The 25,709-nt window shown below is 69.7% G+C and carries 25 protein-coding genes; 14 read left to right on the forward strand and 11 right to left on the reverse strand.

The window, feature by feature from the left end; translation table 11 throughout:
* A complete protein-coding gene (locus ACFVH2_RS12930) occupies window positions 1-1,977 on the reverse strand; it encodes a glycoside hydrolase family 15 protein (RefSeq protein WP_378424158.1) in 1,977 nt (658 codons plus the stop codon).
* 64 nt (window positions 1,978-2,041) lie between these two features.
* Between ACFVH2_RS12930 and ACFVH2_RS12935 the strand changes: the two genes are divergently transcribed.
* The 6 genes from ACFVH2_RS12935 to ACFVH2_RS12960 all read left to right on the forward strand — a co-directional run bounded on the left by ACFVH2_RS12935 (window position 2,042) and on the right by ACFVH2_RS12960 (window position 6,403).
* The gene (locus tag ACFVH2_RS12935; protein WP_378424160.1) at window positions 2,042-2,254 is read left to right on the forward strand and encodes a hypothetical protein; all 213 of its coding nucleotides are present in this window, start codon (window positions 2,042-2,044) and stop codon (window positions 2,252-2,254) included.
* 148 nt (window positions 2,255-2,402) lie between these two features.
* Window positions 2,403-2,477 (forward strand): Ms4533A family Cys-rich leader peptide, encoded by a 75-nt coding sequence (locus tag ACFVH2_RS12940; RefSeq protein WP_371851165.1) that lies wholly within the window; start codon window positions 2,403-2,405, stop codon window positions 2,475-2,477.
* Window positions 2,478-2,645: 168 nt separating this feature from the next.
* Window positions 2,646-3,692 carry a sulfate ABC transporter substrate-binding protein gene (locus ACFVH2_RS12945; protein ID WP_378424161.1) on the forward strand — a complete coding sequence of 349 codons (1,047 nt, stop codon included), beginning with the start codon at window positions 2,646-2,648 and terminating at the stop codon, window positions 3,690-3,692.
* 163 nt (window positions 3,693-3,855) lie between these two features.
* Window positions 3,856-4,611 (forward strand): sulfate ABC transporter permease subunit CysT, encoded by a 756-nt coding sequence (gene cysT, locus ACFVH2_RS12950; RefSeq protein WP_378424389.1) that lies wholly within the window; start codon window positions 3,856-3,858, stop codon window positions 4,609-4,611.
* Window positions 4,612-4,637: 26 nt separating this feature from the next.
* Entirely contained in the window at window positions 4,638-5,414 is a 777-nt protein-coding gene (cysW, locus tag ACFVH2_RS12955; protein WP_378424391.1) for a sulfate ABC transporter permease subunit CysW, read from the forward strand.
* Window positions 5,411-6,403, forward strand: a complete 993-nt coding sequence (locus ACFVH2_RS12960) for a sulfate/molybdate ABC transporter ATP-binding protein (RefSeq protein ID WP_378424163.1) — start codon at window positions 5,411-5,413, stop codon at window positions 6,401-6,403. The genes cysW and ACFVH2_RS12960 overlap by 4 nt, the downstream gene beginning before the upstream one ends.
* Before the next feature lie 57 nt (window positions 6,404-6,460).
* On the opposite strand, the gene ACFVH2_RS12965 is transcribed toward ACFVH2_RS12960, so the two are convergent.
* The 7 genes from ACFVH2_RS12965 to ACFVH2_RS12995 form a co-directional block, all read right to left on the reverse strand.
* The gene (locus tag ACFVH2_RS12965; protein ID WP_378424165.1) at window positions 6,461-7,084 is read right to left on the reverse strand and encodes a DUF998 domain-containing protein; all 624 of its coding nucleotides are present in this window, start codon (window positions 7,082-7,084) and stop codon (window positions 6,461-6,463) included.
* A gap of 187 nt (window positions 7,085-7,271) precedes the next feature.
* Window positions 7,272-8,054, reverse strand: coding sequence for a sirohydrochlorin chelatase (locus ACFVH2_RS12970; RefSeq protein WP_378424167.1), 783 nt, complete (start codon window positions 8,052-8,054; stop codon window positions 7,272-7,274).
* Window positions 8,055-8,059: 5 nt separating this feature from the next.
* Window positions 8,060-9,343 carry a sulfate adenylyltransferase subunit 1 gene (locus ACFVH2_RS12975; RefSeq protein WP_378424168.1) on the reverse strand — a complete coding sequence of 428 codons (1,284 nt, stop codon included), beginning with the start codon at window positions 9,341-9,343 and terminating at the stop codon, window positions 8,060-8,062.
* On the reverse strand, window positions 9,343-10,278 hold the full coding sequence (gene cysD, locus ACFVH2_RS12980) for a sulfate adenylyltransferase subunit CysD (protein ID WP_027499950.1): 936 nt from the start codon (window positions 10,276-10,278) through the stop codon (window positions 9,343-9,345). The genes ACFVH2_RS12975 and cysD overlap by 1 nt, the downstream gene beginning before the upstream one ends.
* Window positions 10,275-10,994 (reverse strand): phosphoadenylyl-sulfate reductase, encoded by a 720-nt coding sequence (locus ACFVH2_RS12985; RefSeq protein ID WP_378424171.1) that lies wholly within the window; start codon window positions 10,992-10,994, stop codon window positions 10,275-10,277. Before ACFVH2_RS12985 ends, cysD begins: the two co-directional genes overlap by 4 nt.
* The gene (locus ACFVH2_RS12990; RefSeq protein WP_378424173.1) at window positions 10,991-12,712 is read right to left on the reverse strand and encodes a nitrite/sulfite reductase; all 1,722 of its coding nucleotides are present in this window, start codon (window positions 12,710-12,712) and stop codon (window positions 10,991-10,993) included. Before ACFVH2_RS12990 ends, ACFVH2_RS12985 begins: the two co-directional genes overlap by 4 nt.
* 122 nt (window positions 12,713-12,834) lie before the next feature.
* Window positions 12,835-12,933 carry an Ms4527A family Cys-rich leader peptide gene (locus ACFVH2_RS12995; protein WP_378424175.1) on the reverse strand — a complete coding sequence of 33 codons (99 nt, stop codon included), beginning with the start codon at window positions 12,931-12,933 and terminating at the stop codon, window positions 12,835-12,837.
* Between the two features lie 134 nt (window positions 12,934-13,067).
* Here ACFVH2_RS12995 and hemW point away from each other — a divergent pair, with 134 nt between their 5' ends.
* Window positions 13,068-14,267, forward strand: a complete 1,200-nt coding sequence (hemW, locus tag ACFVH2_RS13000) for a radical SAM family heme chaperone HemW (RefSeq protein ID WP_378424176.1) — start codon at window positions 13,068-13,070, stop codon at window positions 14,265-14,267.
* 95 nt (window positions 14,268-14,362) lie between these two features.
* Window positions 14,363-17,248, forward strand: coding sequence for a UPF0182 family protein (locus ACFVH2_RS13005; RefSeq protein ID WP_378424178.1), 2,886 nt, complete (start codon window positions 14,363-14,365; stop codon window positions 17,246-17,248).
* A gap of 28 nt (window positions 17,249-17,276) precedes the next feature.
* Here ACFVH2_RS13005 and ACFVH2_RS13010 read toward each other — a convergent pair whose 3' ends face one another.
* A complete protein-coding gene (locus ACFVH2_RS13010) occupies window positions 17,277-17,582 on the reverse strand; it encodes a type II toxin-antitoxin system VapB family antitoxin (RefSeq protein ID WP_378424180.1) in 306 nt (101 codons plus the stop codon).
* A 144-nt stretch (window positions 17,583-17,726) separates the two neighbouring features.
* Here ACFVH2_RS13010 and hrcA point away from each other — a divergent pair, with 144 nt between their 5' ends.
* From hrcA to ACFVH2_RS13030, 4 genes are all read left to right on the forward strand, one after another.
* Window positions 17,727-18,752: a heat-inducible transcriptional repressor HrcA gene (gene hrcA, locus ACFVH2_RS13015; protein WP_378424182.1), complete on the forward strand. Its 1,026-nt coding sequence runs from the start codon at window positions 17,727-17,729 to the stop codon at window positions 18,750-18,752.
* Between the two features lie 100 nt (window positions 18,753-18,852).
* Window positions 18,853-20,004, forward strand: coding sequence for a molecular chaperone DnaJ (gene dnaJ / locus ACFVH2_RS13020; RefSeq protein ID WP_378424184.1), 1,152 nt, complete (start codon window positions 18,853-18,855; stop codon window positions 20,002-20,004).
* 14 nt (window positions 20,005-20,018) lie between these two features.
* Window positions 20,019-20,780, forward strand: coding sequence for a 16S rRNA (uracil(1498)-N(3))-methyltransferase (locus tag ACFVH2_RS13025; RefSeq protein ID WP_378424186.1), 762 nt, complete (start codon window positions 20,019-20,021; stop codon window positions 20,778-20,780).
* Window positions 20,780-21,556 carry an alpha/beta hydrolase family protein gene (locus ACFVH2_RS13030; protein ID WP_378424188.1) on the forward strand — a complete coding sequence of 259 codons (777 nt, stop codon included), beginning with the start codon at window positions 20,780-20,782 and terminating at the stop codon, window positions 21,554-21,556. Before ACFVH2_RS13025 ends, ACFVH2_RS13030 begins: the two co-directional genes overlap by 1 nt.
* Window positions 21,557-21,562: 6 nt before the next feature.
* Here the strand turns inward: ACFVH2_RS13030 and ACFVH2_RS13035 are convergent, their stop codons facing one another.
* Both ACFVH2_RS13035 and ACFVH2_RS13040 read right to left on the reverse strand, forming a co-directional pair.
* Window positions 21,563-22,114 (reverse strand): AAA family ATPase, encoded by a 552-nt coding sequence (locus ACFVH2_RS13035; protein ID WP_378424190.1) that lies wholly within the window; start codon window positions 22,112-22,114, stop codon window positions 21,563-21,565.
* A gap of 24 nt (window positions 22,115-22,138) precedes the next feature.
* Window positions 22,139-23,719: an MFS transporter gene (locus ACFVH2_RS13040; RefSeq protein ID WP_378424192.1), complete on the reverse strand. Its 1,581-nt coding sequence runs from the start codon at window positions 23,717-23,719 to the stop codon at window positions 22,139-22,141.
* Between the two features lie 125 nt (window positions 23,720-23,844).
* Between ACFVH2_RS13040 and ACFVH2_RS13045 the strand changes: the two genes are divergently transcribed.
* Both ACFVH2_RS13045 and ACFVH2_RS13050 read left to right on the forward strand, forming a co-directional pair.
* Window positions 23,845-24,501: a TetR/AcrR family transcriptional regulator gene (locus tag ACFVH2_RS13045; RefSeq protein ID WP_378424194.1), complete on the forward strand. Its 657-nt coding sequence runs from the start codon at window positions 23,845-23,847 to the stop codon at window positions 24,499-24,501.
* Between the two features lie 172 nt (window positions 24,502-24,673).
* Window positions 24,674-25,675: a PhoH family protein gene (locus ACFVH2_RS13050; protein WP_378424393.1), complete on the forward strand. Its 1,002-nt coding sequence runs from the start codon at window positions 24,674-24,676 to the stop codon at window positions 25,673-25,675.
* The last annotated feature ends 34 nt before the right edge of the window (window positions 25,676-25,709 follow it).

Here is a 25,709-nt window from a genome sequence, read left to right on the forward strand (position 1 = left end):
TCAGCCGGGGGAGTGCGCGGGCTGGAAGACGCCCGCCGCCGCGGCCTCCTCCGCGCGGATCACGTGCACCACCGCGTTGATCAGGGCCAGGTGGGTGAACGCCTGCGGGAAGTTGCCCAGGTGTCGTCCGGTGCGGGTGTCGATCTCCTCGGCGTACAGCTTGAGCGGGCTCGCGAAACCGAGCAGTCGCGAACACAACTGCTTGGCGCGGGTGAGTTCGCCGATCTCGACCAGCGCCGACACCAGCCAGAACGAGCAGATGGTGAAGCTGCCCTCCTCGCCGGAGAGGCCGTCGTCGGTCGTCTCCACGCGGTAGCGCAGCACCAGACCGTCCTCGGTGAGCTCGTCGGCGATCGAGAGCACCGTCGCGCGGACCCGGTGGTCGTCGGCGGGCAGGAACCGCAGCAGCGGCACCAGCAGCAGTGAGGCGTCCAGTGACGGGTCGCCGTAGCGCTGGGTGAACACGCCGCGCTCGTCCACGCCGTGCTCGAGGATGTCGGCCTTGATCTCGTCGGCGATCGCCGCCCACTGCAGCGCGTACGACTTCTCGCCGTGCAGGGCAGCGAGTTTCGCGCCGCGGTCGAGCGCGACCCAGCACATCACCTTCGACGAGGTGAAGTGCTGGGGCTCACCGCGTACCTCCCAGATGCCGCGGTCGGGCTTGCGCCAGTGTTTGATCGCCTCCTCGACCTGGCGCTTGAGCAGTGGCCACAGGGCGTCCGGCACCTGGTCGCGGGAGCGCACGTGCAGGTACACCGAGTCGAGCATGGTGCCCCAGATGTCGTGCTGGTCCTGGTTGTACGCGCCGTTGCCGATGCGCACCGGCCGGGCGCCGTCGTACCCGGACAGGTGGCTCAGCTCCTCCTCCTCGAGGGTGTGTTCGCCGCCGATCCCGTACATCACCTGGAGGGGGTTCGGGTGCCCGCCGTCCGACTGGGACACGTCGGAGATGAACGCGAAGAAGTCGTTGGCCTCGCGGTCGAGACCGAGGGTGTACAGACCCCAGAGCGCGAAGGTCGAGTCGCGTACCCAGGCGTAGCGGTAGTCCCAGTTCCGTTCCCCACCGGGCGTTTCCGGTAGGGAGGTGGTCGACGCCGCGAGCAGCGCGCCGGTCGGCGCGTAGGTCAGGCCCTTGAGGGCGAGCGCGCTGCGCTGCAGGTAACCCCGCCACGGGTGGTCGGGGAACCGGCCGATGGTGATCCACTGCCGCCAGCACTCGGCGGTCTGCCACATCCTGTCGGCGGCGTCCTCGAAGTTGTCCGGGCACGGCTGCCCGCCCCAGGACAGCGCGACGAAGACGTTGTCGCCCTGGGTCATCCGCGTCCTGGCCCGGGCCTCGCGGCCCTCGATCCCGATCCGCAGGTTGGTCGTCAGGCGCAGGGTCGGATGCTCGCCGATCGCGGAGCCGTCGCAGGTCGCGGTGGCCTCCTCGTACACCTTGCCGGTGTACTCCCAGGAAGCGGTGGACCGGTGGTAGTCGAAGGCGGGCTCGCAGCTCATCTCGAGTTCCACCGTCCCGCTCACACACTTCACGGTGCGCAGCAGGATGTGCTCGGCGTCCCAGTCGGTCGGGGTGCGCCGATGCGAGCGCGAACGCGCGGTGTTGTTGTGCCACGGCCCCATCACCATCGCGTCGCGCACGATCAGCCAGCCGGTCTCGGTCTGCCAGGTGGTCTCGACGATCAGCCCGCCGGGGAGATAGCGCCGGGCCGCGGGGACGTTCTGGCCGTACGGGCCGATTCGGAAGTGGCCGGCGCTGCGGTCGAGGATCGCGCCGAACACGCTCGGCGAGTCCGGCCGTGGCACGCACATCCACTCGACGGACCCGTTGCGCGCGATGAGGCAGGTGGTCTCGCAGTCGGAGAGGAAGGCGTAGTCGTCGATCGGCGGGTAGGTGGAGTGCCGGGCCGGGTCCACGATGGCTGGCAGGTTGTCCGGCGCGGTGTCCTCGGTGTCGATGTCGTCGCGGGGTGCCATCTGCACATCATTCGCCCGCCGGGCGCGGTCGTCCACCGCAACCGCCGCGGGCTAAGGTGTGGGCGTGAATCAGATCGCCAGTTGGTGGGACGGCCTCGAGTTGTGGGTCATCGGGTTGCCCTACATTCCGCAGATCCTTCTGGTGATGGCGGTCGCGCTGCCCGCTGCCTTCGGCATCGCGTGCGGCTTCGACAAGCTGCTCGCCCGGGTGTTCGCCCTGCTCGGTCGCGACGAGGTCCGACCGGCCGTCGCGGCCACCTCGAGGAGTGCGCGCTGATGCCCCGTTCACGTGTCACCCTCTTCCTGATCGCGCTGATCGTCCTGGTGCTCGTCGGGTGGCTGCTGACCCGATAGTTGCCGCGCGACCTCTCGGTTCGATCCGCGCGGTGCGCTCTGCTAGATTCGTCGGCGTGTCTGCCACTGCCGTGCACCAGGTCCGCCATGAACTGGCGTTGATCGCTGTCGGCATGCTCGCAGTCGCCGATATCGACTGTTGTTGATTCCCTCCCGCCGCCGACCTCCGTCGCGGCCGGTGCGCCCCACGTAGCGGGCCAGACCTCCCAACTCTTCGTGTCATCGTGAACCACAGCCGTGCCGGCTGTGGTCCTCACTGCGGTCCGACGACCGACACACCTTCACCTGCCCTCGCGGCATGAAAGGCCATTTCCATGAGCGTTCGCGCCCGTTTCACTCGTTCCGGTGTCCTGTTGGCCGCCGTCGTCACTGCTGGAGCCGTGGCGCTCACCGCCTGCAGCGGCGGCTCGAGCGACACCGTCGGCGGCGACGGCGGGAAGGGCGACGGCAGCGGCGGGACGATCAGCCTGTTCGCCTACGCGGTGCCCAAGCCCGGCTACGACAAGATCATCCCGGCGTTCAAGGAGACCGAGCAGGGCAAGGGTGTGGACTTCCAGCAGTCCTACGGCGCCTCGGGCGACCAGTCCCGCAAGGTCAAGGACGGCGCCCAGGCCGACTTCGTGAACTTCTCGGTCGAGCCGGACATCACCCGCCTCGTCGACTCCGGACAGGTCAGCCCGGACTGGAACAAGGACGCCTACAACGGAATCCCGTTCGGGTCCGTCGTCACCGTGGTCGTCCGCAAGGGCAACCCCAAGGGCATCAAGGACTGGGACGACCTGCTTCAGCCGGGCCTCGAGGTGGTCACGCCCAACCCGTTCAGCTCCGGATCGGCGAAGTGGAACCTGCTCGCCCCGTACGCGGCGAAGAGCGACGGCGGCAAGAACCCGCAGGCGGGCCTCGACTACATCAACTCGCTCGTGCGCGACCACGTCAAGGTCCAGCCCAAGTCGGGTCGTGAGGCCACCGAGACGTTCCTGCAGGGCACCGGCGACGTGCTGCTGAGCTACGAGAACGAGGCCATCTTCACCGAGCGCAACGGCGACCCGGTCGAGCACGTGACGCCGCCGACCACGTTCAAGATCGAGAACCCGGTCGCGGTGATCAGCAACAGCAAGAACCTCGACAAGGCCAACGCGTTCAAGGACTTCCTCTACACCACCGAGGGCCAGAAGCTGTGGGCGCAGGCGGGATTCCGTCCCGTCGACCCGGCCGTCGCCAAGGAGTTCGCGGCCGACTTCCCCGCCCCGGCCAAGCTGTGGACCATCGCCGACCTCGGCGGCTGGAAGTCGATCGACGACTCCTTGTTCAAGAAGGACACCGGATCCATCGCGGTGATCTATGACGGCGCGAGCAAGTAGCCTCACCGTGACCAGCACTGTCGAGACGGCGTCGGGGGGACAGGTGTCCGAGATCGGGGGACAGGTGTCCGAGCAGAGCGCTGCCCCCTCGCCGCCGTCCCGGCGGCGCCCGGGCTGGACCCGGGTCACCGGCACGGTCGGGCCGCTGGGCATCGGTATCGCCATGCTCTGGCTGAGTGTCATCGTGCTGCTCCCATTGGCGGCGCTGACGGTGACCTCCTTCGAGGACGGCATCGCCGGCTTCTGGGACGCGGTCACGAGCCCGGCGGCGCTGGCATCGCTGCGGATCACCGTCTGGGTGTCCGCGGTCGTCGCCGTGATCAACGTCGTGATGGGCACCCTGATCGCCTGGGTGCTGGTTCGCGACGAGTTCCCGGGCAAGCGGATCGTCAACGCGCTCATCGATCTTCCGTTCGCGTTGCCGACCATCGTCGCCAGCATCGTGCTGCTGTCGCTGTACGGGCCGAGCAGTCCGATCGACGTGCACCTCAACGCGACCCAGCCCGGCCTCGTGGTGGCGCTGGCGTTCGTCACCCTCCCGTTCGTGGTGCGGTCGGTGCAGCCGGTGCTGATCGAGACCGACCGGGAGGTCGAGCAGGCCGCGGCCTCGCTCGGCGCGAGCAACTGGGTCATCTTCCGCAAGGTCGTGCTGCCCACCCTCACACCCGCGATCATCAGCGGCGCCGGCCTCGCCTTCGCCCGCGCGATCGGGGAGTACGGGTCGGTGGTCCTGATCGGTGGCAACATCCCGCGCGAGACCCAGATGGCCTCGCAGCTGATCCAGCAGAAGATCGAGATCGACCGGCCGGTGGACGCGGCCGCGATCTCGGTGGTGCTGCTGCTGATCGCCTTCACCACGCTGCTCGTGCTGCGGGTACTGGCGAGCCGCTCGCAGCGGCGTGAGGAGCAGGCCCAGTGAACGTCTCGACGCCGGCACGGATCGGCATGCGGGTGGTTGCGCTCGGCTACCTGGTCGTACTGCTGCTGGTGCCCATCGTGGTGATCCTGTGGCGCACCTTCGAGCGCGGGTTCGTCAGCTTCTTCCAGGCGATCTCCACGCCCGCCGCGATCTCGGCGCTGAACCTGTCGCTGCTGATCGTGGCGATCGTGGTGCCGATCAACGTGATCTTCGGCGTGGTCACCGCGCTGGCACTGGTCCGCGGCCGGTTCCCCGGTCGAGGCCTGTTGCAGGCCGTGGTCGACCTGCCGTTCGCGGTCTCGCCGATCGTCGTCGGCGTGTCGCTGATCCTGCTGTGGGGCGTCAACGGCTGGTTCGGTTTCCTCGACGAGGCCGGCTTCCGGGTCATCTTCGGTCTGCCGGGCATGGTGCTGGCCACCATCTTCGTGACACTGCCCTTCGTGGTGCGCGAGGTGGAACCGGTGCTTCACGAGATCGGCGACGAACAGGAGCAGGCGGCCGCGACCCTCGGTGCGTCGAAGTGGCAGACGTTCTGGCGGATCACGCTGCCCGCCATCCGCTGGGGACTGACCTACGGTGTAGTGCTCACCGTGGCCCGCTCGCTCGGTGAGTTCGGCGCGGTCATCATGGTCTCGTCCGGCTTCCCCGGCGTCTCGCAGACCCTGACACTGCTGGTGCACTCGCGCTACATCGACGACCACAACACCTACGGCGCGTACTGCGCGGCGACGCTGCTGATGGGTATCGCCCTGGTGACGCTGCTGCTGATGACGCTGCTGGACCGCAAGAGGAGCAACGCATGATTTCCGTGATCGGCGCCCACAAGAACTACGGCGACTTCGCGGCGCTGAGGGACCTGACCCTCGAGATCCCGGCCGGGTCGCTGACCGCGCTGCTCGGACCGTCCGGGTCGGGCAAGTCCACGCTGCTGCGCTCGATCGCCGGACTCGAACACCCGGACTCGGGCACCATCTCGATCGCGGGCAAGGACGTCACCGGGGTGCCGCCACAGAAGCGCGACATCGGCTTCGTGTTCCAGCACTACGCGGCGTTCAAGCACATGACCGTGCGCGACAACGTCGCGTTCGGGCTCAAGATCCGCAAGCGGCCTAAGTCGGAGATCGACAAGAAGGTCAACGAACTGCTCGAGATCGTCGGCCTCGACGGCTTCCAGCACCGCTACCCGGCGCAGTTGTCGGGTGGTCAGCGTCAGCGCATGGCGCTGGCCCGGGCGCTCGCCGTGGACCCGCAGGTGCTGCTGCTCGACGAGCCGTTCGGTGCACTCGACGCGAAGGTGCGCGAGGACCTGCGGACCTGGCTGCGCCGGCTGCACGACGAGGTGCACGTGACCACCGTGCTGGTCACCCACGACCAGGAGGAGGCGCTCGACGTCGCCGACCGGATCGCGGTGCTCAACAAGGGACGCATCGAGCAGGTGGGTACGCCGCGGGACCTCTACGACAGCCCGGCCAACGACTTCGTGATGTCGTTCCTCGGCCCGGTGGCCAAGCTCAACGGCCAGTTGGTGCGCCCGCACGACATCCGCGTCGGACGCGATCCGAGCATGGCCGTCGCGCAGCAGGCAGGCACCGCCGAGTCGGCGGGTGTCACCCGTGCCACCGTCGAGCGGGTGGTGCACCTGGGCTTCGAGGTGCGGGTGGAGCTGCGCAACGCCGCCACCGGTGACCTGTTCGCCGCGCAGGTGACCCGCGGTGACAGCGAGGCGCTGCAGCTCAAGGAGGGCGAGACCGTCTACGCACGCGCGACCCTGATCCCGAACATCCCCGCGTAGGGCGGCCTGCTGGGCAGGCGCGGCTCGGTTCGGTCGCGCCGAATCGGGGATCCCGACTCAGACGGTCGCTGCCGCGTCGACCGCCAGGTCGACCTTCCTCAGGACTGTCCTTCGCATCAGAGCGAGGAGCGCCGCGACGCCGGTACCCGCCATCCACAACGGAAGCGGGTACAGCGTCAGGCGCTCCCCGAGGCCGAAGGTCAGAGTGCGGTCGAGAAGCAGGACGGCGCCGACGATTCCGGTGGTGGCACACAGTCCTGACCAGATTGCAATCCAGCGTCGCTGGCTCCAGAACTGCACGGCCAGCAGTACGAGCACCGCGTGGCGCGCTACGAAGCCGGGCAGGACGGCGGTCCAATGGACGAAGGTGCCGTCGTTGGCGGGAACCATCCCGGTGGCGGCGGTGCTCAGCGCCACGACCGCGGCGAGGCCCAGGATCCACTTCTTGCCGCGACCGTCCGGGATGTATTTGTGCAGCAGGGCCGCGCCCAGCACGGTCACTGCCCCCAGGATCATGAACGTGGCGTTCATCACGGCGTGCATCGGTGAACACGCGTCCGGGCTGCAGGTGGTCACGCCCAGCGAGCTGATGGAGTCGCGCGCGAAGCTGTACGGGGTCTTCCATGCACCGGCGGTGACGAATTCCGCCAGGAGATAGAGCACCGACAGCGACCAGGCCACCCCGGCGGTGCCGAGTCTGAGATTGTGCTTGATCGGTCTACTCCCTACAGGTTGCTCTGTGGGGATCTCACCCAAAGATCTGATCCGGTCGGCGGTGGGCCCGACAGGCAAATCTAACGGTACGGTAACAATCTGGCAGCAACCTGTGAACGGCCCTGCCATGTGCCCGGGACAGATAGGGGACAGATCAGGCGGTCAGTGTGGCCCGGGTGCCGGTTACGAGCTCGACCCCTGCGTCGTACCGGTCGAGCGCGACCTCGGCGAGCAGGGGATGGGCGCCGATCACGTCCCCGAAGACGGCAGCCGGAGCGTGTTCGCCGGCCTGGAGTTCGAGTCGGTCGGTGAGGCGGCCGGGTGCGAGGAACCACGGCGCCACCACGATCCGCTTCGCCCCTGCCCGTCGCAGCCGTGAGACCGCCTGCGGCAGACTCGGTTCGGTGGTGGCGTAGCAGATCTCGACGCCCGACCAGCCGGTGCCCGCGAGCAGGCGCGGCGCGATCCGCGCGGTGCGGGCGTTGGCGGCCTGCGACGACGAGCCGACCGCGGCGAGCACGACCCCGACCGTCGGATCGTCGAGCTCGGCGCCGGCCGTGACGGCTCGGTTCCGGACGGCGGCGACCAGTCGGTCGTCGTCGCCGAGCACGTCGGTCTGGACCAGGTCGAGTCCGCGGTGACGCGCGCGGGCGGCTGCGAGGAGCCCGGGCAGGTCGACGCGGGCGTGGAAGGCGCTGCCCAGCAGGAGCGGTACCACGACCGCCGACGAGTGTCCTTCGGCGGCAACGGCGTCGATCGCCTGGTCCACCGACGGTGCGGACAGGTCCAGGAAGCACAGGCGCACGTCCAGGTCCGGCCTGCTCGCCCTGATACCGGCCACGGCGGCCGCGACCGCCCGCGCGGAGCGGGGGTCGCGACTGCCGTGGGCGACCGCGATCAGCGGCGGAGCCGCGGCGGCGATCAGGGGAACGGACATGTCCGCTACGCGCGGGCCAGCTCGACGGCGGCGATCGCGTCGCCGACGAGGCCGGCCGCCAGGGTGTTGCCGCCGGCCGGGTCGATCAGCAGGAAGCTGCCGGTGTGCCGGTTGAGGCGGTAGTCGTCCGCCACGATCGGCTCCGCCACGCGCACCGAGATCTTGCCGATCTCGTTGAGCTCCAGGGTCTCCGGCGACTGCTCGGTGGTGAGGTCCTGCTCGTCGAAGCGCTCGACGATGCCGCCGACGATCGCCTGCGTGGTGCGGGTGCCGTGCTTGAGCAGCAGCCGGGCGCCGGGCCGCAGCGGCTTCTCGGCGAGCCAGCAGACCGTCGCCTCGAACTCGCCGATCGGCTGGGGAGCGTCGTCGACGGAGGCGATCGTGTCGCCGCGCGAGACGTCGACGTCGTCGGCCAGGATCAGGGTGACGCTGCGCCCCGCGTTCGCGACGTCGAGCTCACCGTCGGCGGTGTCGACGCGCTCGACGGTGGTGCGGGTGCCGGACGGCAGGATCACCACCTCGTCGCCGGGGCGGACCGAGCCCGCGGCCACCTGACCGGCGTAGCCGCGGTAGTCGAGGAACTCGGCGGTGCGCGGCCGGATCACGTACTGGACCGGGAAACGCAGGCCCACCCGGTGCGGCTCGGCGTCCACCGGGATCGACTCGAGGTGCTCGATCAGGGTGGGGCCGTCGTAGTACGGGGTGTTCTCGGAGCGGACGGCCACGTTGTCGCCGTGCAGCGCGGAGACCGGGATCTCCACGACGTCCTCGGATGCCCACCCCAGCGAGGTGGTCAGCGCGTTGAACTCCTCGGAGATGTCCGCGAACACCTGGGCGGGGTTGTCGACCAGGTCGATCTTGTTGACCGCGAGCACCAGCTTCGGCACGCCGAGCAGCGCGAGCACGGCGGCGTGCTTGCGGGTCTGCGAGATGACGCCCTTGCGCGCGTCGACGAGCAGGATCACCAGCTGCGCGGTGGACGCGCCGGAGACGGTGTTCCGGGTGTACTGCACGTGGCCAGGGGTGTCGGCCAGCACGAAGGTGCGGTTGGGCGTCGCGAAGTAGCGGTACGCCACGTCGATGGTGATGCCCTGTTCACGCTCCGCGCGCAGGCCGTCGACCAGCAGCGAGAGGTCGGGGGTGTCGAGCCCACGGTCGACCGACGCGCGGGTGACGGCGTCGATCTGGTCGGCGAGAACGGATTTCGTGTCGTACAGCAGCCGGCCCACCAGGGTGGACTTGCCGTCGTCGACGCTGCCCGCGGTGGCGAGTCGAAGGAGGTCGCTCATCAGAAGTAGCCCTCTCGCTTGCGGTCTTCCATGGCCGCTTCGGAAACTCGGTCGTCGCCGCGGGTGGCGCCGCGCTCGGTCAATCGGGACGCCGCGACCTCGGCCAGGATGGCCTCGTTGTCGGCGGCCTCGGACAGCACCGCGCCGGTGGTGGAGCCGTCGCCGACGGTGCGGTAGCGCACCGACAGGGTCTGCACCTCTTCGCCGTCCCGCGGTCCGCCCCAGACGCCGGAGGTCATCCACATGCCGTCGCGCTGGTACACCTCGCGCTCGTGGGCGTAGTAGATGCTGGCCAGCTCGACGTTGTCGCGGGCGATGTAGCGCCAGATGTCGAGCTCGGTGAAGTTGCTCAGCGGGAACACGCGGACCTGCTCGCCGGGGGAGTGCTTGCCGTTGTACAGGTTCCACAGCTCGGGACGCTGCTTCTTCGGGTCCCACTGGCCGAACGCGTTGCGCAGCGAGAAGATCCGCTCCTTGGCGCGGGCCCGCTCCTCGTCGCGGCGGGCGCCGCCGAACACCGCGTCGAAGCGGTTCTCGGCGATGGCGTCCAGCAGCGGGACGGTCTGCAGCGGGTTGCGGATGCCGTCGGCCCGCTCGGTGAGCCTGCCGTCGGCGAGGTAGTCCTCGACCTTGGCCACGTGCAGGCGCAGGTTGTACTTCTCGACCACGTGGTCGCGGAAGGCCAGCACCTCGGGCAGGTTGTGCCCGGTGTCGACGTGCAACAGCGCGAAGGGCAGCGGCGCGGGCCAGAAGGCCTTGATCGCCAGGTGCAGCAGCACCGTGGAGTCCTTGCCGCCGGAGAACAGGATCACCGGGCGCTCGAATTCGCCTGCCACCTCACGGAAGATGTGGATGGCCTCGGACTCGAGGGCGGCGAGAGTGTCGAAGTCGGTGCCGTCGAGTTGCGGTCGGATGTCGGTCAGTTCAGCAGTCATGAGGCGTGCAACCCGCATTCTGTCTTGGCGTTACCGGCCCACCGTCCGCTGCGCGGATCGGCGCCGGGGGCTGGCTTGGCGGTGCACGGCGCGCACCCGATGGATGGATAGCCTTCGTCGACAAGCGGATTCACCAGAATCGAGTGCTTGTCGATGTAGGCCTGCATGTCGTCGTCGGACCACGCGGCGATCGGGTTGATCTTCACGAGCCCGAACGCCTCGTCGAACGAGATCAGCGGCGCGTTGGCGCGGGTGGGGGACTCGACCCGGCGGATGCCGGTCACCCAGGCCTTGTACTCGGTGAGCGCCTTCTTCAGCGGCGCGACCTTGCGCAGTGCGCAGCACCGTCCGGGGTCGCGGGCGAACAGGTCCTTGCCCTCGGCCGCGTCCTGCTCGGCGACGCTGGCCTCGGCCTGGACGTTGATGACGTTCACCCCGTAAACCGCCTCGACCGCGTCGCGGGTGCCGATCGTCTCGGCGAAGTGGTAGCCGGTCTCGAGGAACAGCACGTCGACGCCGGGGTGCACCTGGGTGGCCAGGTGCACCAGCACGCCGTCCTGCATGTTCGACGCGACGATGAAGTCGTGCCCGAACGTGTCCTCGGTCCACTGCAGCAGTTCCAGTGCGGTGGCGTCGCCGAGACTTGCCGCCCCCTGTGCGGCAAGTTCGCGGAGGTCGTTCTCGGTCGCGGTGGAAAGATCGAGACCCGAACTCATCGCAGGTCCTCCTCGTCTGCTCGGACTGCCCATTCGGCGAAACGTTCGCCTTCGTTGCGGTGCTTGACGAACTGACGCACCACCCGCTCGATGTAGTCGCCGAGGTCGGTGCTGTTCACCTTGTGCTGACGCAGCTTTCGGCCGAAACCGGAGTCGAGGCCGAGGCTGCCGCCGAGGTGGACCTGGAACCCCTCGATCTGATTGCCCTCGCCGTCGTCGACCAGCATGCCCTTGAACCCGATGTCCGCGATCTGGGACCGACCGCAGGAGTTGGGGCAACCGTTGATGTTCACCGTGATCGGCACGTCCAGGGCGGCGTTGATGTCCGCCAGGCGCTCCTCGAGCTCTGGTGCCAGCACCTGGGACCGCTTACGGGTCTCGGTGAACGACAGCTTGCAGAACTCGATACCGCTGCACGCCAGCAGGTTCCGACGCCACTGCGACGGCCGGCCGTGCAGACCCAGCGGCTCGAGCTCGTCGATCAGCCATTCGACCTTGTCGTCCGGCACATCGAGCACGATCAGCTTCTGGTACGGGGTGAATCGGACGCGGTCGGACCCGACGGCGGCCACCGCGTCGGCGACCTTGGTCAGGACGGTGCCCGACACCCGGCCCGCGATGGGGGAGAAGCCGATCGCGTTGAGCCCGTTGCGGGTCTTCTGCACGCCGATGTGGTCGATCGGGCGTGCCGGCTTCTCCGGGGCGGGGCCGTCGACGAGCTTGCGCCCCAGGTACTCGGTCTCGAGGACCTCGCGGAACTTCTCGATGCCCCAGTCCTTGATCAGGAACTTCAGCCGGGCCTTGCTGCGCAGCCGGCGGTAGCCGTAGTCGCGGAAGATCGAGACCACGGCCTCCCACACGTCCGGGACCTCGTCGAGTGGCACCCACACGCCGACCCGCTGCGCGAGCATCGGGTTGGTGGACAGGCCGCCGCCGACCCACAGGTCCAGTCCGGGACCGTGCTCCGGGTGGTTGACGCCGACGAACGCGACGTCGTTGATCTCGTGCACCACGTCCTGCTGACCGGAGATGGCGGTCTTGAACTTGCGCGGCAGGTTGGAGTACTCCTTCTTGCCGATGTAGCGGCGAACGATCTCGTCGATCGCGGACGTCGGGTCGAGCACCTCGTCGAGCGACTCGCCGGCGAGCGGGGAGCCGAGCACCACGCGCGGGCAGTCGCCGCAGGCCTCGGTGGTGTGCAGGCCGACGGACTCGAGGCGCTTCCAGATCTCGGGGACGTTCTCGATCTCGATCCAGTGGTACTGGACGTTCTCGCGGTCCGACAGGTCCGCGGTGTCGCGGCCGAACTCGGTGGAGATGCCCGCGACCGTGCGCAGTTGGTTGACGTTCAGGGCGCCGCCGTCGCAGCGCACCCGCATCATGAAGTACTTCGCCTCGAGCAGGTCGATGTTGTCGTCTCCGGTGAAGGTGCCGTCGTAACCCTGCTCGCGCTGGGTGTAGAGGCCCCACCAGCGCATGCGCCCGCGCAGGTCACTCTTGTCGATGCTGTCGAAACCCTGCTTCGAGTAGATGTTCTCGATGCGGGCGCGGACGTTGAGCGGGTTGTCGTCCTTCTTGGCCTGCTCGTTGGCGTTGAGGGGCTCGCGGTACCCCAGTGCCCACTGCCCCTCGGCGCGCCGCTTGGCGGGGCGCGGGGTACGGGCGGGAGGTGGGGAGTCCGCGGGTGTGGGCGGGGACGTGTCGACAGTCTGCGACATCAGGGCGCTCCAGAATGCTCGGGGCGCCGATCTTCGGGCATGACGTCAGCGGGGAGGGCTGTCCCCGCTGGCACACTCCGAGACCGGCCGGGAACTGAGAAAGGGGGCAGGTGGAATGGCGTCTACGCGGTGGAAGGCAGACAGCAACAGCTGCAGACGCGCTTGAGATCCACATGGCGGCGAGCCACGAGCACAATCCCAAGTCCGGTCACGCAGGCCATTGTGCCAGATCAGATCGGCAAAGCCGACATCCGGGAGCGATTTCCCCCGAAACCGGGGGAAATGCGCAGGCAGGGCCCGGTGTGATGTGGGCCACCCCCGGTGCGGTGGGACACTGGATGCCGTGAGTGGATCGATGACAGAGCCGGCGACGTCCGCGTTCGTGCTGCCCGACGACGCCCTGGACGGGGTGGGATCGCGGCCGTTCGGCGTGTACGTCCACGTGCCGTTCTGCGCGACCCGCTGCGGCTACTGCGATTTCAACACCTACACCGCGGGGGAACTGGGCACCTCCGCCTCGCCGCAGTCCTGGCTCGAGGGCCTGCGCCGCGAACTCGACGCGGGTGCGGCGATGCTCGGTTCGTCCGGGCGGACGGTGCCCGCGGCGCAGACCGTGTTCGTCGGCGGGGGTACGCCCTCGCTGCTCGGCGGCGACGGCCTCGCGGACGTGCTGGGTGCGGTGCGGTCGAGCTTCGGCCTCGCGCCGGGCGCCGAGGTGACCACCGAGTCCAACCCGGAGTCCACGTCGCCGGCGTTCTTCGACGCGATCCGCGACGCCGGGTACACCCGCGTCTCCCTGGGCATGCAGTCCGCGGCCCAGCACGTACTGAAGGTGCTCGACCGCACCCACACCCCGGGCCGAGCGGTCGCGGCGGCGCTCGAGGCCCGGGCCGCGGGGTTCGACCACGTGAACCTCGACATGATCTACGGGACACCGGGAGAGCGAGACGAGGACCTGGACGCGACGCTTGCCGCGGTTCTCTCCGCGGGGGTCGACCACGTGTCGGCCTACTCGCTGATCGTCGAGGACGGCACCGCGCTGGCCCGCCGGGTGCGCCGCGGCGAACTGCCCGCGCCGGACGACGACGTGCTCGCCGCGCGGTACGAGCGCATCGACGCCGCCCTGACGGCGGCGGGGCTGGGCTGGTACGAGGTGTCGAACTGGTCCGCGCCGGACGCCGCGTGCGAGCACAACATCGGGTACTGGGACGGCGGAGACTGGTGGGGCGCAGGCCCGGGCGCGCACAGCCACGTCGGCGGGGTGCGCTGGTGGAACGTCAAGCACCCGGCGCGCTACGCGGACCAGCTGGCGTCCGGTGTTCTGCCGGTCGCGGACAGCGAGGTGCTGACCGCCGAGGACCGGCACACCGAGCGGGTGATGCTGACACTGAGACTGCGGTCCGGACTGCCGGCGTCGGACCTGCGCCCGAGCGAGCTCGCCGCCGCCGAGCAGGTCGTCGCGGACGGGCTGCTCGCCCGTGTCGGCGACCGACTGGTGCTCACCGACCGCGGCAGGTTGCTGGCCGACGGCGTGATCCGGGACATCCTGAGCTGACCGCCGGAGCGGTCGAGGCGCGGTGTCTTCGCGCCGCCGGGGACCGCTCTGCTCCGTAGAATTGGAGCGGGGCGGGATGTGGTCAGGAAGTGGGTATGCGGCCCGCAGGCGGTCTACCGTCGCTGTCGCGGCGCAGTCGAATCCTGCTGCTGCTCGCGGTGCTGGCGCTCGCCGGGCTGGTCTTCATACCCCTGGTGGTGGACCTCTACACCGACTGGCTGTGGTTCGGGGAGGTCGGCTACCGCAGCGTCTGGGCCACCGTGCTGGCGACCCGGGTGCTGATCTTCCTCGCGGTGGCCGTGTTCATCGGCGGTGCGCTGACGTTGGCCGTGCTGGTCGCGTTTCGGTCGCGCCCGCTGCTCGCCGGGCACGCCGAACCGGACGACCCGGTCGGGGCGCTCCGCGCGATCGTGCTGCGCCGACCGCGACTGTTCGGGCTGGGCATTCCGGTGCTGGTGGGCCTGTTCTGCGGACTCGGAGCCCAGGCGAGCTGGATGACCGTGCAGCTGTTCCTGCATGGCGGTGCCTTCGGCGTCACCGACCCCCAGTTCGGTCACGACGTCGGGTTCTACGTGTTCGATCTGCCCTTCTACCGGTCCGTCCTGGACTGGCTGTTCGCCGCGGCGTTCCTGGCCTTCCTCGCCTGCCTGGCGACGCACGCCCTGTTCGGCGGACTCCGGATGTCCGAGGGTTCCGTCTCGCTCACGCGGGCCGCGCGCGTTCAGCTCGCGGTGCTGCTCGGCACCTTCATCCTGCTGAAAGCCGTTGCGTACTGGCTCAATCGGTACGCGCTGCTGTCCAGCGGACGTAAGGAACCCACCTTCACCGGCGGTGGCTACACCGACATCAACGCGGTGCTGCCGGCGCGGATGATCCTGTGCGCGATCGCGGTCCTCTGTGCCGCCGCGTTCTTCGCCGCGATCGTCCTTCGCGACCTGCGGATCCCGGCGATGGCCGCGATCCTGCTGGTGTTGTCCTCGCTGCTGGTGGGTGTGGTGTGGCCGTTGGCCGTCGAACAGTTCTCCGTTCGTCCCAACGCGGCGGACCGGGAGAGTCCCTACATCGAACGCAACATCGAGGCCACCCGGCTGGCCTACGGGATCGGCGCCGACAAGGTCGCCTACCAGGACTACCCCGGCATCGGAACGAAGGCGCCGCGCGACGTCCCGGCGGACGTGACCACCATCGCCAACGCGCGGCTCCTGGACCCGAACGTGCTCTCGCACACCTTCATCCAGCAGCAGCAGCTGAAGAACTTCTACGCGTTTCCGCCGACGTTGGACCTGGATCGATACGTCGTCGACGGCGAACTCCGCGACTACGTCGTCGCCGCCCGCGAACTGACTCCGAGCAGCCTGAGCGGAAACCAGACCCAATGGGTCAATCAGCACACGGTGTACACCCACGGCGACGGGTTCGTCGCCGCGCCCGCGAACCGGGTCAACGCCGCGGTTCGCGATGCGACCGGCGACACGTCCAGCAGTAACAGCGGCTATCCGGTTTACACGGTGAGCGACATCGCAACCGGCGAGTCTGGCCACCAGGTGATCCGGGTCGACCAACCGCGCATCTACTTCGGCGAGATGATCGCGAAGTCCGACCCCGACTACGCCGTCGTCGGTGGGCCCGCGGGTGACGGGCCACGCGAGTACGACACCGACACAGCCAAGTACACCTACGCGGGGTCCGGCGGCGTCCCAATCGGCAACTGGTTCGACCGCGTGGCGTTCGCCCTCAAGTACGGCGAGCGCAACATCGTGTTCTCGAAGGCGATCGGTTCCGGCTCGAAGATCATCTTCAACCGTGACCCCACCGAACGCGTGCACCTCGTGGCACCGTGGCTGACCCCCGACCACGACCCCTATCCGGCCGTGGTCGGGGGCCGCATCGTGTGGATCGTCGACGCCTACACCACGGTGGACAACTTCCCGTACGCGCAGCGGAGCTCGCTCGAGGCCCTCGCGGTCGGCAACCCGCCCAACCGGCCGGGCGCGGAGGTCTCCTACATCCGGAACTCGGTGAAGGCCACCGTCGATGCCTACGACGGCACCGTGACGCTGTACCAGGTCGACCGCCAGGACCCGGTGCTGAAGGCGTGGATGAGCGCCTTCCCGGGCACGGTACGACCCGCGGACTCGGTCCCCGCCGAGCTCAGGGCCCACTTCCGGTACCCGCAGGACCTGTTCAAGATCCAGCGCGAGATGCTGGCGAAATACCACGTCGACGACCCGCGGGAGTTCTTCACCACGAACGCGTTCTGGGGTGTGCCGAGCGACCCGACGGTCGAGACCAACCCGTACCAGATGCCGTTCTACGTGCTCGTCGGCGACCAGCAGACCGCGGCGCCGTCGTTCCGTCTCGCGAGCGCGATGGTGGGCTTCCGGCGCGAGTTCCTCGCCGCCTACATCTCGGCGAACTCGGACCCGACGGACTACGGCAAGATCACCGTCCTCCAGCTGCCGACGGACACCTTGACGCAGGGACCGCAGCAGATCCAGAACTCGATGATCTCGGACACCCGGGTGGCGTCCGAGCGCACCCTGCTGGAGCGGTCGAACCGGATCCAGTACGGCAACCTGCTGACCCTGCCCATCGCCGACGGTGGAGCGCTGTACGTGGAGCCCCTGTTCACCGAGCGGATCGCGTCGGAACAGAACGTCTCCACCTTCCCGCAGCTCGCCCGGATGCTGGTCAGTTACCGGGAACCGGGGGCCACGGGCGGAGTCCGGGTGGGGTACGCCCCGACGCTCGCGGAGGCGCTCGACCAGATCTTCGGCTCCGGGACCGGCAACGTCGCGACCCCGCCCGGCGCGCACCCCGGGCAGCCGCCGCCCGCGGGTGCTCCAGCCCCGCCGCCGACATCCGCACCCGCACAGCCCGACCCGGCCAAGGCCGCGCTCGATGCGGCGATCGCGCAGCTCCGGGAGGCGATCGACCGGCTGCAGAAGGCGATCGACGCCTACCAGACGGCCGGCAAGTGAGCTCGGACCCTGCCGCAGGGCAGCGAGATCACCCGCGGATCGCGTCGTAGTCGAAGACCCGCGCGTGCAACACGACCCGGTTCCGCAGCGCCGACCGGACCGCGCGGTGCAGGCCGTCCTCGAGGTAGATCACCCCGTCCCAGAGCACCGCGTGTGGGAACAGGTCCCCGTAGAAGGTGGAGTCCTCGGAGAGCAGTCGGTCCAGTTCGAGCACCTTCGTGGTGGTGACGATCTCGTCGAGCCGGACCTGCCGAGGCGGAATCTTCGACCAGTCGCGGACCGACATTCCGTGATCCGGGTACGGCTTGCCGTCCCTCACGCCCTTGAAAATCATCGATGCATCCGTCGCGGTTGTCGGTGGAGTGCCAACGGCACTTGTCTGTTCGTGCGCCACCACACTAAGGCCTCCACGGGTCGGGGCGACCCGACGATTAGACTGGGTTTTTGCCACACGCGACGCGAGAGGGAGGTGGCCGGCATGTCGAGCACCGAGGAACGACGCTTCGAGGTGTTGCGCGCCATCGTCGCCGACTACGTCGCCACCCAGGAGCCGATCGGCTCCAAGGCCCTCGTCGAGCGGCACAACCTGGGCGTGTCCAGCGCCACGATCCGCAACGACATGGCCGTGCTCGAGGCCGAGGGTTACATCGCGCAGCCGCACACCAGTTCCGGCCGGGTGCCCACCGACAAGGGCTACCGCCAGTTCGTGGACCGGATCGCCGAGGTCAAGCCGCTCTCGCCCGCCGAACGGCGCGCCATCCTCGAGTTCCTCGAGTCCGGCGTCGACCTCGACGACGTGCTGCGCCGCGGGACCCGTCTGCTCGCCCAGCTGACCCGTCAGGTCGCGGTCGTGCAGTACCCGACGCTGTCCGCGTCGTCCGTGCGGCACCTCGAGGTGGTCGCGCTGAATCCGGCCCGGCTGCTGCTGGTGCTGATCACCGACTCCGGACGCGTCGACCAGCGGATCGTCGAACTCGGCGACGTCCTCGACGACGAGAACCTGTCCCGGCTGCGGGACCTGCTCGGCGGCGCGCTCGAGGGCAAGCGGCTGGCGGCGGCGTCGATCGCGGTCTCCGAGCTGGCCGCGGACGCCCCGCCCGAGATCCGCGACGCCGTGGTGCGGTCGGCGACCGTGCTGATCGAGACGCTGGTCGAGCACCCCGAGGAGCGGCTGGTGCTCGGCGGCACCGCGAACCTGACCCGGAACGCCGGCGACTTCCCCGGCTCGCTGCGTTCCGTGCTCGAGGCCCTGGAGGAGCAGGTGATCGTGCTCAAGCTGCTGGCCGCGACCGGCGACGCCGGGACGGTCACAGTGCGGATCGGCGAGGAGACGCAGGTCGAGCAGATCCGCGGAACCTCGGTGATCACCACCGGGTACGGCGCGGGCGGCAACGTGTTCGGCGGCATGGGTGTGCTCGGGCCCACACGGATGGACTACCCGGGAACAATCGCCTCGGTCGCAGCCGTTGCGAGGTACATCGGCGAGGTACTGGCCGAGCGTTGAACCGCGCGCGAATTCCGCGCGAGCGAGGATCGGCCGGACGAGCCGGTCCGACTTTCACTGATTACCTGATTTGATCGACGACGAGGACGAGAGACACAACGTGGCACGGGACTACTACGGACTGCTGGGCGTCGGGCAGAAGGCGACCGACCAGGAGATCAAGCGGGCGTACCGCAAGCTCGCCAGGGAGCTCCACCCGGACGTCAACCCGGACGAGGACGCGCAGGCCCGGTTCAAGGACATCTCCACCGCGTACGAGGTGCTCTCCGACCCGGAGAAGCGGCGGATCGTCGACCTCGGCGGCGACCCGCTGTCGCAGGGCGGTGGCGGTGGCGCCGGCTTCAACGGTGCAGGTTTCGGTGGCCTCGGTGACGTGTTCGAGGCGTTCTTCGGCGGCGGCGGGGGCGGCGGCGCCCGCGGGCCGCGCGGTCGGGTGCAGCCCGGCGCGGACTCGCTGCTGCGCACCAAGCTGACCCTCGCCGAATGCGCGACCGGGGTCACCAAGCACATCACCGTCGACACCGCGATCCTGTGCGACAGTTGCACCGGCTCCGGCACCAACGGCGACTCGAAGCCCGTCACCTGCGAGACCTGTCGCGGCGCGGGCGAGGTGCAGTCCGTGCAGCGCTCGTTCCTCGGTCAGGTGATGACCTCCCGGCCGTGCCCGACCTGTCGCGGCGCGGGCGAGACGATCCCCGATCCCTGCCACAAGTGCGGCGGCGACGGCCGGGTGCGTGCCCGCCGCGACATCGCGGTGAAGGTGCCGGTCGGCGTGAGCAGCGGCATGCGGATCCGGCTGGCCGCGCAGGGTGAGGTCGGTCCCGGCGGCGGCCCCGCCGGCGACCTGTACGTCGAGATCATCGAGCAGGCTCACGAGGTGTTCGTGCGCGACGGTGAGGACCTGCACTGCACGGTCCGGGTGCCGATGGTCGACGCGGCGCTCGGCACCACGATCTCCATCGACACGATCATCGACGGTCCGCAGGACATCACCGTCGACGCGGGCACCCAGCCGGGATCTGTTGCGGTGCTGCGCGGGTACGGCATGCCGAAGCTGCGCTCGGGTGTGCGCGGCGACGTGCACGCCCACCTCGAGGTGGTCGTGCCGACGCGACTGGACGGCAAGCAGACCGCGGCCCTGCGGGACTTCCGGGACCTGCGCGAGAAGGATCAGGCTGAGGTCGTGACCTCGGGTTCGCAGCACAACGGCGGGCTGTTCTCGCGGTTGCGCGAAGCCTTCAGCGGACGCTGACGGCGGCACCGACGATGGCCGCGACCGTCTTCTACCTCGACCCGCTGCCGGCGGTCGGCGAGATCGCCGTGCTCGACGGCAAGGAGGGCAGGCACGCCGCCACGGTCCGCCGGATCCGGGTCGGCGAACAGCTGGTGCTCTCGGACGGTCGCGGCGGCATCGCGCGTGCCGCGGTGGTCGAGGTCGGCAAGGACCGCCTCGACCTCGAGGTCACCGGCCGCGACGACCTGCCCGCCGCGACGCCGACGGTGACGCTGGTGCAGGCGCTGCCCAAGGCGGAGCGCTCGGAACTCGCCGTGGAGCTGGCGACGGAGGCCGGGATCGACGCGATCGTGCCGTGGCAGTCGGCGCGGTGCGTGGCCAAATGGGAGGGCCCGAAGGCCGCCAAGGGTGTCGCGCGGTGGCAGGCGGTCGCGGTGGCCGCGGCGAAACAGTCACGGCGAGCGCATGTTCCGGAGGTGGCCGAGCTGCACCGCACGGCGGCGGTGGTGGGCATGGTGCGTGAGGTGACCGATCGCGGCGGGGTCGTCGCGGTGCTGCACGAGTCCGCGACCGTGGCGCTGGGCGACCTCGGCCTGCGTGATGCGCCGGAGCTGGTGCTGGTGGTCGGGCCCGAAGGCGGGCTGTCGGACGAGGAGGTCACCGCGCTGACCGAGGCCGGCGCGGCCGCGGTGCGCCTCGGGCCGACGGTCCTGCGGACCTCGACCGCGGCGGCGGTGGCCCTGGGTGCGATCGGTGTGCTCACCGACCGCTGGACCGCGCGGCCGCTGCAGTAATGGGCCGACAGAGGATCGAGTACGGTTCCGCGCCCGAGCAGTTCGGGCACCTGTACCTGCCGGCCGAGCCGACCGGCGCCGCGCTGCCGGTGGTGATGCTGCTGCACGGTGGCTACTGGAGCGGCGACTACCACCTCAACCTGGCGACCGCGTTCGCGATGGAACTGGCGAAGTCCGGTGTCGCGGCGTGGAACGTCGAGTACCGGAGGGTCGGCGCGGGCGGTGGTTGGACGGAGACGAGCGCCGACGTGCAGGCCGCGCTGGCCGCCGTCGGCGACCTGCTGCCCGCGCACTCACCCGTTCCGCTCGACCTGTCGGACGTTCGGCTGTTGGGGCACTCGGCCGGCGCGCAGCTCGCCGTCTGGCTTGCCGGACAACGTGATTCGGTGATCCGGCCGGAGCGGGTGGTGTCCCAGGCGGGCGCGCTCGACCTGGCGTCGCGGGCCGCCGCCCGGCGCGGGTCCGCGGTGCTCGAGGCGCTGTTCGGAGTGGACTTCGTCACCGACCCGCAGGTCTACCACGACGCATCCCCGTTGCACCGCGTCCCGACCGGCGTGCCGACGGTGTGCCTGCACGGCACCGAGGACGTGCAGGTGCCGGTCGCGGCGAGCCGCGTGTACGTCGAGGCCGCGGCGGCGGCGGGCGATCGGGCGGTGCTGTGGGAGGTGCCCGGCGAGGGCCACAACGACTTCCTCGACCGCGGTTCGCGGAGTTGGGCGCTGTCGCTGCGGGCGGCGCTGGACCCGGCTCCCTGGCTGACCGGCGCCGAGGCGTAGTTCGGCTCACGCCGTCCGGGTGGCGTCCGGGTCGGTGTCCTGCAGTGGTTCGGCCGGGCAACGTCGAAGGGCGTCCTCGAGTTCCTCGGCCACGCGATCGGGATCCCGTCCCTCGGTGCTGAGGACGAGGTCGACGCCGGTGAGCGCGCGCATCGTGGTGGCCAGGCGGAACGCCGCGGCGGCCAGTTCGTCTCGCCCCGACCATGATTCGGGCTCCCGGTCGAGTACCCGCCGGCGCACCGTTTCGGGTTCGGCGGCCAGGCGCACCAGCAGGTGCGCGTCCGCGCCGATCGCCGCCAGCACCGCGTCCCGGTAGGCGTCGTCCTCCACGGTCGCGGTGGCCAACAGCAGCGGGTATCCCGCTTCACGGTAGGAGCAGGCGAGCGATGCCACGTGCGACATCAGTAGTCGCTCGTCGAGCGGTGGATAGCAGCGCTCGAGCTCGTCGAGCTCGAGCAGCGCATTGGCGACGCCTGCCTCGCCGAGGTTGTCGTGCAGCGTCGTGAGCACCGTGCTCTTGCCGGCGCCGGGCGGGCCGGTCAGCAGTACCGCGAACATGTCTCGAAGTATGCCCGGCGGACGTCAGTTCGCGGCCCGGCGCGGCAGGATCAGCGCGACCACCGCGGTCCCGGCCAGCAGCGTCAGCCCGCCGACCAGGCTGGCCTGCGCGATGGCGTCGGCGAACGCGACCGAGGCCGCGTCGTGCAGCGGCTCGGCGTACCTGGCCGAAAGCGGGTTGGACGCGAGTTCCTGCGCGACGATCGTTGCGCCCCCGACGGATTCGCGGGAGACCTCCATCGCGAGGTCGGCCTGCGCGGCCAGGTCGCCGGTCAGCTTGGGCAGCGGTGCCGCGTCGAGGAACGGGGCGACCGACTGCTTGTACCCGGCCGCGAGGATCGACCCGAGGACGGCGATGCCCAGCGACCCACCGAGCTCGATCGCGGTGTCGTTGAGTCCGCCGGCAGCGCCGAGGTCGTTGTCGGGGAAGCGGCCCATGATGGCGTCGGTCGCGGGCGGCTGGCCGATGCCGATGCCCAGGCCCAGCAGGATCAGCGGGACCGCGAAGGCGAGGTAGCCGGATCCGCCGTCCACCCTGGTCATCGCGAGAATGCCCGCCGCGGCGAGGATCATCCCGGCGACGACGGTGCCGCGCAGGCCGAGCCGGGGCGCGAGCCGTCCGCTGACGAGCGCGCCGGCCGAGACCGCCGCGGCGAGGGGGAGCAGTCGCACGCCGGTCTCCAGCGGGCCGTAGCCGAGCACGAACTGGAACTGCTGGGCGATGAAGTAGATCGCGCCGAACGCGGCGAGGAACACCAGCAGCACCGCGAGGGTGGCGCCGCCGACGGTGCGGTCGCCGAGTTTGCGCACGTCGAGCAGCGACTGCGGGTGCCGCAGTTCCCAGGCGACGAACGCGGCCAGGCCCAGCACCGCGCCTGCACAGGCGGCGGTCGGTCCGGCCGACCAGCCGAAGTGGAAGCCGTTGATGATCCCGTAGACGCCGGTGCCGATCGCGGCCACGGACAACGCTCCGCCGATCCAGTCGATCCGGCCGAGTCCGTCCGCCCGGGACGGCGGCACCAGGATCAGCGCCGCCACGGCCGCGATCGCGGCGATGGGCACGTTGATCAGGAAAGTCGCATTCCAGGAATGGCTTTCGAGGATCCAGCCGGCCAGCAGCGGGCCGAGCGCGATGGCCAGTCCGGAGGTCGCCGCCCAGGCGGCGATCGCGCGGGTGCGCTCGGACTTGGGGAAGGTCGCGACGAGCAGCGAGAGCGTCGCGGGCATGATGATCGCCGCGCCGACGCCCATCGCGATGCGGGCCCCGATCACCTGGGAGGTGGTGGCGGCGAGGCTGCCGAACACCGCGCCGCCGCCGAACACGAGCAGTCCGGTGAGCAGCGCGCCGCGTCGGCTGTACTTGTCGCCGATCACGCCGCACAGCAGCATCAGCGCCGCGTACGGCACGGTGTAGCCGTCGATCACCCACTGCAGTCCGGTGCTGGTGAGCTCGAGATCCCGCGTCATGTCCGGTGCCGCGACGATCAGTGCCGTGTTCGCCATCACCACGATCAGCAGGCTCAGGCAGAGCACCGCGAGCGCCGCCCAACGCCAGCGGTACGGCCGTTGCTGGTCGCTGACCGGCTGGGATGCCAGGAGGGTCATGTGGTGCTCCGTTCGACGACAGGGCCGCGCGCACTTGCACAGCAGTGTGCAAGTTACTGATTCTGCACAGTGGTGTGCAAGTTTCTAAGGCGTGGATCACACCCCTCGCGTGGAAGACTGCACGGGTGACGGAAACCGCGAGGCCCCGACGAAGCCAGGCGCGGGCCAATCGCGAGCGGATCGTGGAGGCCGCGATCGGCGCGTTCGCTGCGAACCCGGACGCCAGCATGGACGACGTCGCGCGCGCGGCGGGCGTGGTGCGCCGGACCGTCTACGCGCACTTCCCCAACCGGGACGCCCTGGTCGAGGGCATCGCCGACGAGGCCTCCGCCGCACTGGTCGCGATTCTCGGTGCCCGGCGACCGCAACCCGAGCGTCCGGACCTGGCCGCCGCCGTCCTCGCCCTGCAGTCCTGGCCGATCGGGGACCGGTTCCGGATGCTGTTGACCTTCGCGCGCAAGGAACTCGGCGAGGAACGCATCCACGACCTGCTCGAACCCGCACGCTCGCCGAGCGTCGAGATCGTCGAGCGAGGTCAGGCGGACGGAACCTTCTCCGACTACCTGCCCGCCGCGGTCCTGGTCACGATGACCGAGGCCGTGACCATGACACTGCTCGAGGCTACGAACGCCGGCACGATCAGTGACTCGGGGGAGTCGTTCGCGGTGGCCTCGCTGGTCCTGCTCGGAATCTCGCCCGCCCGCGCGGCCGAGGTGGTCGACGAGGCGTGGGTGTGGTTGCGCGGACAGGCCGCAGGGCCCGGTTCGCCGCACGCGTCCTGACCGGGAACAACTCGGTGGGCGGGCGCGTGGGTGCGCGATAGACTGCCTACATCATCGTCGAATCAGGGAAGTAGGCCATAGCAACCACGTGAGTGCAGACAGCGATACGGGTGAGACCGCAGTGACGGCAGACAGGCAGGAGCGCCCCGCACAGCGCTCGGTGCGGTCGAGTATGGAGATCTCGCCCGACGCGGTTCTGCCCCTGCTGGGTTCGACCGACCAGAACCTCAAGGCCCTCGAACGCGCCCTCGGTGCCGACATCCACGTGCGAGGCACCACCATCACCCTCACCGGCGCGGCATCCGAGGTTGCCCTCGCCGAACGGGCGATCGGCGAACTCGTCGCCATCGTCGGGCGCGGGCAGTCGCTGAGCCCGGACGCAGTCCGGCGCAGCGTCGCGATGCTCACCGACGGCGCGGGCGAGTCCCCGGCCGAGGTGCTCAGCCTGGACATCCTGTCCCGGCGCGGCAAGACGATTCGGCCCAAGACCGTGAACCAGAAGCGGTACGTGGACGCGATCGACGCGAACACCATCGTGTTCGGCATCGGCCCCGCGGGCACCGGCAAGACGTACCTGGCGATGGCCAAGGCGGTGCAGGCGCTGCAGTCCAAGAACGTCAGCCGCATCATCCTGACCCGGCCCGCGGTGGAGGCCGGCGAGCGGCTCGGCTTCCTGCCCGGCACGCTGCACGAGAAGATCGACCCCTACCTGCGGCCGCTGCACGACGCGCTGCACGACATGATGGATCCCGAGGCGATCCCGAAGCTCATGGCGGCCGGGGTGATCGAGGTCGCACCGCTCGCCTACATGCGCGGCCGCACCCTCAACGACGCGTTCATCATCCTCGACGAGGCGCAGAACACCACCGCCGAGCAGATGAAGATGTTCCTGACCCGGCTCGGCTTCGGCTCGAAGATCGTCGTCACCGGCGACGTCACCCAGGTGGACCTGCCCGGCGGTGCCCGGTCCGGACTGCGCGCGGCGGCCGAGATCCTCACCGACATCGACGACATCCACTTCGCGGAACTCACCAGTGCGGACGTGGTCCGGCACCGGTTGGTCTCCGACATCGTGGACGCCTACGAGCGCTTCGACGCCGACCGCCTCGGCGAGGTCAAGCTCGGCAACCGGGCGCAGCGCCGGTCGTCGTCGGCGCGCGCGGCGCGGCACTAGAGTTGCAGACACAGTTGCTGTCGCGGGCCCCGAG

Origin of the sequence: Rhodococcus sp. NPDC127527, assembly GCF_042672245.1 — a bacterium.
In the GTDB taxonomy this organism is placed as follows: Bacteria; Actinomycetota; Actinomycetes; order Mycobacteriales; family Mycobacteriaceae; genus Rhodococcus_G.

What these genes read in the sequence shown, in the direction of transcription:
- ACFVH2_RS13035 (WP_378424190.1), bottom strand. Translation starts at nt 22,114, where the DNA reads ATGTTCGCGGTACTGCTGACCGGCCCGCCCGGCGCCGGCAAGAGCACG.
- hrcA (WP_378424182.1), top strand. Translation starts at nt 17,727, where the DNA reads ATGTCGAGCACCGAGGAACGACGCTTCGAGGTGTTGCGCGCCATCGTC.
- ACFVH2_RS12985 (WP_378424171.1), bottom strand. Translation starts at nt 10,994, where the DNA reads ATGAGTTCGGGTCTCGATCTTTCCACCGCGACCGAGAACGACCTCCGC.
- ACFVH2_RS13030 (WP_378424188.1), top strand. Translation starts at nt 20,780, where the DNA reads ATGGGCCGACAGAGGATCGAGTACGGTTCCGCGCCCGAGCAGTTCGGG.
- ACFVH2_RS13050 (WP_378424393.1), top strand. Translation starts at nt 24,674, where the DNA reads ATGGAGATCTCGCCCGACGCGGTTCTGCCCCTGCTGGGTTCGACCGAC.
- hemW (WP_378424176.1), top strand. Translation starts at nt 13,068, where the DNA reads ATGACAGAGCCGGCGACGTCCGCGTTCGTGCTGCCCGACGACGCCCTG.
- ACFVH2_RS12975 (WP_378424168.1), bottom strand. Translation starts at nt 9,343, where the DNA reads ATGAGCGACCTCCTTCGACTCGCCACCGCGGGCAGCGTCGACGACGGC.
- ACFVH2_RS13040 (WP_378424192.1), bottom strand. Translation starts at nt 23,719, where the DNA reads ATGACCCTCCTGGCATCCCAGCCGGTCAGCGACCAGCAACGGCCGTAC.
- ACFVH2_RS13025 (WP_378424186.1), top strand. Translation starts at nt 20,019, where the DNA reads ATGGCCGCGACCGTCTTCTACCTCGACCCGCTGCCGGCGGTCGGCGAG.
- cysW (WP_378424391.1), top strand. Translation starts at nt 4,638, where the DNA reads ATGCGGGTGGTTGCGCTCGGCTACCTGGTCGTACTGCTGCTGGTGCCC.
- cysD (WP_027499950.1), bottom strand. Translation starts at nt 10,278, where the DNA reads ATGACTGCTGAACTGACCGACATCCGACCGCAACTCGACGGCACCGAC.
- ACFVH2_RS13005 (WP_378424178.1), top strand. Translation starts at nt 14,363, where the DNA reads ATGCGGCCCGCAGGCGGTCTACCGTCGCTGTCGCGGCGCAGTCGAATC.
- ACFVH2_RS12945 (WP_378424161.1), top strand. Translation starts at nt 2,646, where the DNA reads ATGAGCGTTCGCGCCCGTTTCACTCGTTCCGGTGTCCTGTTGGCCGCC.
- ACFVH2_RS12995 (WP_378424175.1), bottom strand. Translation starts at nt 12,933, where the DNA reads ATGGCCTGCGTGACCGGACTTGGGATTGTGCTCGTGGCTCGCCGCCAT.
- ACFVH2_RS12930 (WP_378424158.1), bottom strand. Translation starts at nt 1,977, where the DNA reads ATGGCACCCCGCGACGACATCGACACCGAGGACACCGCGCCGGACAAC.
- ACFVH2_RS12970 (WP_378424167.1), bottom strand. Translation starts at nt 8,054, where the DNA reads ATGTCCGTTCCCCTGATCGCCGCCGCGGCTCCGCCGCTGATCGCGGTC.
- ACFVH2_RS13010 (WP_378424180.1), bottom strand. Translation starts at nt 17,582, where the DNA reads ATGATTTTCAAGGGCGTGAGGGACGGCAAGCCGTACCCGGATCACGGA.
- ACFVH2_RS12990 (WP_378424173.1), bottom strand. Translation starts at nt 12,712, where the DNA reads ATGTCGCAGACTGTCGACACGTCCCCGCCCACACCCGCGGACTCCCCA.
- ACFVH2_RS12960 (WP_378424163.1), top strand. Translation starts at nt 5,411, where the DNA reads ATGATTTCCGTGATCGGCGCCCACAAGAACTACGGCGACTTCGCGGCG.
- cysT (WP_378424389.1), top strand. Translation starts at nt 3,856, where the DNA reads ATGCTCTGGCTGAGTGTCATCGTGCTGCTCCCATTGGCGGCGCTGACG.